Here is a 5,028-nt window from a genome sequence, read left to right on the forward strand (position 1 = left end):
GGCGCAGCCATGGGGAGGGGGACCGCCGCCGCAGGCGGCGGTGGAGGGGCCGCAACGGTGCGCCATTAGCCCCTCCGTCAGCGCTTTGCGCTGCCACCTCCCCATCGCTGCGCGACAGGGAGGATCAAATGGCAACTCACCATCCCCAAGCCGACCGACCCTAGATCTTCCCGCGCACACTCAGGAAGAAGCGCCGGCCCAGATAGTCATATTGCGTGCCGAACGCCGGCGCCTGTCCGATCACCGGCGGTGTCGCGGTGACCACGGTCGAGACGCGCGGCGGCGGAGTATCGAACAGGTTGGCGACCCCCAGTGTGATGCGGAAGCGGTCGGCGACGTCACGGCTCAGCGACAGCGAGTGATAGAAGGTCGCGGGCACGCTGACGTCGGGACAGAAGCGCCCGCCCGGACGGAAGCCCGAGGTCCGGCATGCGTCGCCACCCTGCGCGCGGAGCAGGTCCTTCATGTTCGAGGCCGCGCCCGTGACGTCGAGCCCGTAGAAGAGCGTCCAGCCATCCTTCATCCAGCCGAGGTTGAAATCGCCGACCCATTTCGGATTGCCGATCTTGCCATTGTCGTCGATTTCGGTGCCGGGGAACAGCTCGACCTCGTCCTCGACCTGCCAGGTCATCTGCGCGCGGAACGCGAGCGCGCCGAGATTGCCGAGGTCCTGGTCGATCGCCAGCGACAGGTCGACGCCGCGGTTCCGCTGGCGGCTGACGTTGACATAACGGTCGGTGACGGTGGCGACGCTCTGCGCGTCGGTGCCCGTCGCCGTGCGCGTGAACAGGCCGCAGAAGGGTTCGGTGGCAAAATTGTCCGAATCATAGCAGCTGGTCAGGATGTTGCCCGCGCCGAGCAGCGTGATCTCGTCCTTCACCTTGATGTCGAAATAATCGACCGCGAGGCGCGTCTTGAGACCGCCCCACAGCGCGCCCGACAGATCGGGGGTCAGGATGACCGACACCGTCTTCGCAGTCGAGGTTTCGGGCTTGAGCCGGCCGAGGCCGCCGCCCGACGTGATCGTCGCCGGGCCGATCCCGCCGGCATAATCGGGGGCGATGCCCGCCGCGGCGCAATTATCGAACACCCGCTGGCTGATCGCGCCCGCCTGCAGGCGGGCCGCGGTCTGGATGCACGGATCGATATCCTGCTGGCCGAGGAAACCCGTCTGGTCCTGCAGGAACAGTTCGAACAGCGCCGGGGCGCGGAACGAGGTGCCCCATGTGCCGCGGAAGCGCAGCCAGTCGGTAACCGCCCAGTCGGCGCCGACCTTCCACGTCGTGTCGCTGAAGCTGTCCTGCGCACCGCTGCGCGCGGTCGCCTCGACATGCGTATAGCGCGCCGCGCCCGACAGCGTCAGCCGCTCGATCATCGGGACGCCTTCGAGCAAGGGCACCTCGATCTCGCCGAACAGCTCCTTCGACACGGTGCGGCCCGCGGTGATACCCGAGGTGGTGAAGTTCGCGACATTGCCCGCGCGCGTCGCCTCGCCCGGCGTGTCGTCGATCTCGTCGCGGCGGATATTGGCGCCAAATGCCGCGCCGACCGGTCCGGCGGGCAGGGTGAACAGCTTGCCCGTGACCAGCGCCTCGGCCGAGCTCTGCTTGAACAGCGTGCGCCCCGTTTCGCGGCCCATCAGGAAGGCGCGCTCCTCGGGCGTCAGATCACCGCGCAGCACGCGCGGATCGGTAAAATCGATGTCGATGCATTGCACGTCGCGGATCGCCGTCCGCGATCCCACGCATGAGCGCGTGCGCAAGGTCTGCGACGCGATCGAATCCTGATAGATGACGTCCTGCGTATAGCCTGCATCGGAACGGCTGTGCTGGCCATGGATATCCCATTTCCAGCCCCCGCCAAACTCGCCACGCAGTCCCAGGACACCGCGATAATAATCGATGTCGGCGCTACTCTCCGACTTCACCAGTACGCGCGGGCGCAGGATCAGATTGCCGGCGAACTCGCTATTGAGCGGATCGCCAAGGTCATCGGGGAGGCAATTATACGCGGCCGGGTCGCAGAAGAAAAAGGGCAGCATCGACGCGCCGGTGAACTGCTGCAGCTCGATCCGCTGGACGCCATTGTTATGCGACTTGCGGTTGCTGAACAGAAATTCGCCATAAGCGGTGATGCCGTCGGTGACGTCATAGGCGCCCTCGACGAAGGCGCTGATCCGGCTCACCTGCGAAAACACGTCCGAATCCTGCTCGGCCGGCTCGAACTGGTTGAGCGCGCCGGTCGACGGGCCGTCGAAATTGACCCCGAAGAAATTGTCCGGGCCGGCGACGCCGATCGGGTTGTAGGCGTTGATCGGGATGCCGACTCCCGCGAATTCATTGCCATATTGGCCGGCGAAGATCGCCTGTCCGTTCGGCGCGATCAGCCCGGGACCAAAGGTCGGAAAACCATTTTCGTCGACCCCCGAAAAGTCGCTGAACACGATCATATTGGCCTGCGTGCTGTTGCATGCAGGGCGCCCGGTACGGAAATCGACGATGTCGGCGCGGCTGCCGTCAGCCTCGCGCTTCAGATATTCTTCGGAACAGAACAGGTAGCCGCGGTCGCGGCGCGTCAGATTCTGCTGACGGAAATAGTCGACCGTCGCAAAAACATGCCCGCGGTCGAATTTCTTGCCGAAGCTCGCATCGACGCCATAGCTTTCGCCGCCGCCATGTTCGGTGATCGACGAGAAACCGCCGCCTTCGAAGCCGTCGAGATCGTCGCGGGTCAGGATATTGACCACGCCTGCCACGGCATCGGAACCATAGATCGACGAGGCACCGGTCTTGAGCACCTCGACCTGACGCACCACCGACAAGGGCAGCACATTGAGATCGAAGGGCGCCACCGACCCGCGGATGCCCGCAGGGCCCGCGCGGCGGCCGTTGATCAGCACGAGCGTCCGCTCGGCGCCGAGCCCGCGCAGCGACACCGTCTGCACATCGTTGCCGCCGTTGGCGACGAAGCGGTTCGAGATGGCCGAGGTGATCTGGATCGACCCCTGCGCCGCGGGGACCTGCTGCAGCACGTCGGCAAGCTGGACCTGCCCCTGCAGTTTCGCCGTTTCGGGGTCGATGACCTGGATCGGGTCGGCGCTGGTGAACTCGCTTTTCGCGATGCGCGAGCCGGTGACGACGATATCGTCGCCGTCCTGCGCCGCTGCGGGCGACGCCGCCAACGCGAGGACCGAGGCCGTTGCGGCCAGAAACACCAGAGAGTGGGTGCCTGATTTCATTGTCTTTTTCCGACTTAAAAGTTGATCACGCCCCCCGGCGCGTCGGAAATTACGCCACAGGGCGTTTCGATATGGTTACCGCGGCGGTAAGTTTCGGTGCGGCGCGAGCCGCTTGTCGCCCCCGCGCCGCGCGGCTAGGCACGCTCGTGAAAGGATCGGTTGATGAGCAAGGCAATGGGCGACACGCTGGGACGGCTGGAAGCGGTCATCCACGACCGGCTCGCGGCGGGCGAGGCCGAAGCCTCCTATGTCGCGAGCCTCGCGGTCAAGGGCCGGGGCAAGATCGCGCAGAAACTCGGCGAAGAAGCCGTCGAGGCCGTGATCGCCGCGGTCAGCGAGGACGACCCCGCGCTGATCGGCGAAGCGAGCGACCTCGTCTTCCACCTCTCGATCCTGATCGCCGAGCGCGGGCTGACGTGGGACATGATCGCCGCCGAACTCGACCGCCGTCACGGCACATCGGGCCATGCCGAAAAAGCCGGCCGCCCCCAATAGGAGCTCTCCCATGCCGATCGACGCGACCCTCCCCTATGACGAGACCAACATCTTCGCGCGCATCCTGCGCGGCGAGTTGCCGTCGAAGACCGTCTACGAAGACGAGTATGCACTCGCCTTCCACGACATCAATCCGCAGGCGCCGCTGCATATCCTCGTGATCCCCAAGGGGCCATACGTCAGCTGGGACGATTTTTCGGAGCGCGGCAGCGACGCGGAGATTGCGGGCTTCGTCCGCGCCGTCGGCACGGTCGCGCGCGATCAGGGGCTCGTCGCCCCCGGCTACCGCCTGCTCGCCAACGTCGGCCTCGACAGCCATCAGGAAATACCGCACCTCCACGTACATATCTTTGCAGGGCAAAAGCTCGGGCCGATGCTCGCGCGCTGACATTTTGCTTTTGTCTGTGACCACGGTCACGGCATTTTCCTCACCCGCGACTAAGCGTGTGCGATATGCGGCGACGGGTGGACTCTTGCCCCTGTTTCCAGCAGGATAGGCCTTCGGGCCAAACGGGAGACGACGCGATGAAAACGGGATGGCGCCAGCTGGCTATATGGCTGACCGGCAAGGCGAAACTCGCGCTGATCGTCCCGCTGACCCTCGCGATGGCTGCGACCGCCACCGCCGACACGGTGCCGCAGGTGACGCTCGCCACGCCCGGCTCGTCGGGCACCGGCGACGGCACGATCACCCGCTTCACGCTGCGCTTTTCCGAGGACATGGTGCCGCTCGGCGATCCCCGCGCCGCCGCCCCCGCGACCAACGACTGCAAGCTCCCGTCGACCGGTCGCTGGGTCGACACGCGCACCTGGGTGCTCGAATTCGACAAGCCGCTTCCGGGCGGGCTCGCGTGCCACGTCGAGCTGCGCGACGGGCTGAAAACTGCGCGCGGTATCGCGGTCGCGGGCAACAGCCGCTTCGCGCTCGACACCGGCGGCCCCTCGGCGCGCGCCGTGCTCGCGGGCGGCATGGACGGCGATATCGAGGAGGAGCAGATCTTCCTCGTCGCGACCAACGTTACTGCCGACCGCGCCTCGGTCGGCCGCTTCGCCTATTGCGCGGTCGACGGCATCGGCGAGAAAATCCCCGTCGATGTGCTGCCGCGCGCGACCGCGACCGAAATCCTGACCGGGCTCGGCGACAACAACTGGTCGCGCCAGTCCTTCACCTACGACGCCGGCTTGCCGCAGCGCTTCCCCGCCGCAGGCGCCGACCGCGAGGCCGCGCTCGACCGCATCGTCCCCGTCAAATGCCGCCGCCCCCTGCCCCCCGGGCGCGAGATGGCGCTCGTCTG

3 protein-coding genes and 1 pseudogene are annotated in these 5,028 nt (G+C 66.3%); 3 read left to right on the plus strand and 1 reads right to left on the minus strand.

Going from position 1 to position 5,028, the window contains the following annotated elements; all coding sequences use genetic code 11:
- Positions 1–160 precede the first annotated feature (160 nt).
- Complete coding sequence (locus VGD20_RS08965) at positions 161–3,238, minus strand: TonB-dependent receptor domain-containing protein (RefSeq protein ID WP_331134115.1); 3,078 nt, start codon at positions 3,236–3,238, stop codon at positions 161–163.
- 162 nt (positions 3,239–3,400) lie between these two features.
- Between VGD20_RS08965 and VGD20_RS08970 the strand changes: the two genes are divergently transcribed.
- The 3 genes and pseudogenes from VGD20_RS08970 to VGD20_RS08980 all read left to right on the plus strand — a co-directional run.
- Positions 3,401–3,733 carry a phosphoribosyl-ATP diphosphatase gene (locus VGD20_RS08970; RefSeq protein WP_331134116.1) on the plus strand — a complete coding sequence of 111 codons (333 nt, stop codon included), beginning with the start codon at positions 3,401–3,403 and terminating at the stop codon, positions 3,731–3,733.
- Positions 3,734–3,743: 10 nt separating this feature from the next.
- Positions 3,744–4,121, plus strand: coding sequence for a histidine triad nucleotide-binding protein (locus VGD20_RS08975; protein WP_331134117.1), 378 nt, complete (start codon positions 3,744–3,746; stop codon positions 4,119–4,121).
- 137 nt (positions 4,122–4,258) lie between these two features.
- Positions 4,259–5,028, plus strand: a pseudogene (locus VGD20_RS08980) (alpha-2-macroglobulin); the annotation flags it as partial.

The organism is Sphingopyxis sp. (assembly GCF_036402335.1).
Taxonomy (GTDB): domain Bacteria; phylum Pseudomonadota; class Alphaproteobacteria; order Sphingomonadales; family Sphingomonadaceae; genus Sphingopyxis.